The organism is Thermococcus sp. (assembly GCF_027063845.1).
GTDB lineage: Archaea > Methanobacteriota_B > Thermococci > Thermococcales > Thermococcaceae > Thermococcus.
In genome coordinates this window covers 1-1,436 of record NZ_JAMOQU010000038.1, presented here as the reverse complement: position 1 = coordinate 1,436, position 1,436 = coordinate 1, and the positions used below count along the sequence as shown (strand labels likewise).

The window sequence follows — 1,436 nt, the reverse complement described above, 5'->3', positions numbered from 1 at the left end:
TCGCGAGCGCCTCGTAGCGCCTGGTTTCTTCGACCTCAATATCAACGAGCAGGTCTTTCACCTCCGCCTCGTCGAGCTCCCTGACCGTCTTGTCGAGCTCGGCCTCGGCGTCGTTGATGAGCTTCCTGGCGTCGCGGACGTTCTTCTTCAGAAAGCTGAGCAGGCGCGGGAGCTCGGAGAGTGGGGCGCTTTCGAGCTCCTCGATGAGGCGCTCGGAGAGGTCGAGAAGCTGGTAGGCATCCACAAGGGCGTTCGTCACTTTTTCAACCGCCACCTTCACCACCACCTTTGCGTTCTTCAAAATATATTAGCAGTTTAGACCTTAAAAACCTGCCGTTTTTACAACTTTTTTGCAATGGCACGTCGGGCAGTGGTAATCGCTCCGACCCGTCCCCGGTGGTGCCCTGGCGAACGCTTATATACTCGTTTAAACAAAACATCATCGAGGTGGTGAGAATGACGGAGGTTGAAGTTTACTCGGACAAGGTAATCGTGAAAGGACCGAAGCCGAAGCTCGCCCGGCAGGTCAAAATCAAGGACAAAGAGGGCGTGAGGCTCATCCGGAAGGCGTCGAAGTTCAACGACAGAGGCATCGCAGTATTTATCCCGTTTGGCTTCTACGAGCCGGGCGAGGAGCTGGAGGTTTTCCTCCTGCCGGGGCGCGTGGCCATCATCCGGCCCCGGAAAAAGGAAAAGAAAGGAGGTGATGGACCGTGAAAGCCGAAATTTACCTCGTGGAGCTGTGGAACGGGGACAAGTTTTTAGAGATTTACACCCCTATGAGGTTGTCCCCCCGTGCGGAGAAAGCCCTTGGTTTGTACTGGGTTGGGGCTGACGACTGGGCGACCACCGAATCCGAGTCGAAGGGCACCTATGACTACTACTTAATGAGTGTCGGAGAAGTAGAAGACATAATATCAAAGTACAAAAACATCACCTGCGCCGAGGACATCGCAGGCACCCTGGCGGGCTACTTCCTCAAAAAGGGGTGGGACGTGGACATAAGGAGGATAAAAGTTAGAAGGTGAAGGTGATTCAGCGCCTTCTTTTTCGCTTTTTCCGCCACTTTTCCCGCGGGACGAGCTGGCCCGTTTCTCTGTCCTCGATGAACTCTCTGTCCAGCCAATCGTGGAGCTCGCCGGCCAGGAATGCCTTCGGCCCAAGGAGAATGCCGAGCCAGAAGTTCGTAGCCCGGTCGTGGAAGTACTGCCGGTGCTTTTTGCCGGGAAAGAGCCGGTAGGGCGCGTCCTTGACGAGGTTCACAAGCTCGTAGTCGTCTCCAAGCACGAGCCGGTTAAGGGCTTTGTGATAGCGGTGGGACGGCACGCTAATCACCACTTAGGGGATACGTTGTACAATATTATATAGGTTTCTCGGTGGCTCCGGCGAAAATGGTTTATACTTCGAGCGCCTAACTACGAACATCGGGGAGCGGT

Annotated in this window: 4 protein-coding genes; 2 read left to right on the top strand and 2 right to left on the bottom strand. The window is 54.9% G+C overall.

Annotated elements, in window-relative coordinates; all coding sequences use genetic code 11:
* The coding region (locus MVO87_RS03055) for a hypothetical protein (RefSeq protein ID WP_297552133.1) at positions 1-283 on the bottom strand (283 nt) is incomplete at its 3' end.
* 167 nt (positions 284-450) lie between these two features.
* Between MVO87_RS03055 and MVO87_RS03050 the strand changes: the two genes are divergently transcribed.
* Positions 451-717: a hypothetical protein gene (locus MVO87_RS03050; RefSeq protein WP_297552131.1), complete on the top strand. Its 267-nt coding sequence runs from the start codon at positions 451-453 to the stop codon at positions 715-717.
* Entirely contained in the window at positions 714-1,028 is a 315-nt protein-coding gene (locus MVO87_RS03045; protein WP_297552130.1) for a hypothetical protein, read from the top strand. Before MVO87_RS03050 ends, MVO87_RS03045 begins: the two co-directional genes overlap by 4 nt.
* Before the next feature lie 7 nt (positions 1,029-1,035).
* Here MVO87_RS03045 and MVO87_RS03040 read toward each other — a convergent pair whose 3' ends face one another.
* The gene (locus tag MVO87_RS03040; RefSeq protein ID WP_297552128.1) at positions 1,036-1,338 is read right to left on the bottom strand and encodes a hypothetical protein; all 303 of its coding nucleotides are present in this window, start codon (positions 1,336-1,338) and stop codon (positions 1,036-1,038) included.
* Positions 1,339-1,436 lie beyond the last annotated feature (98 nt).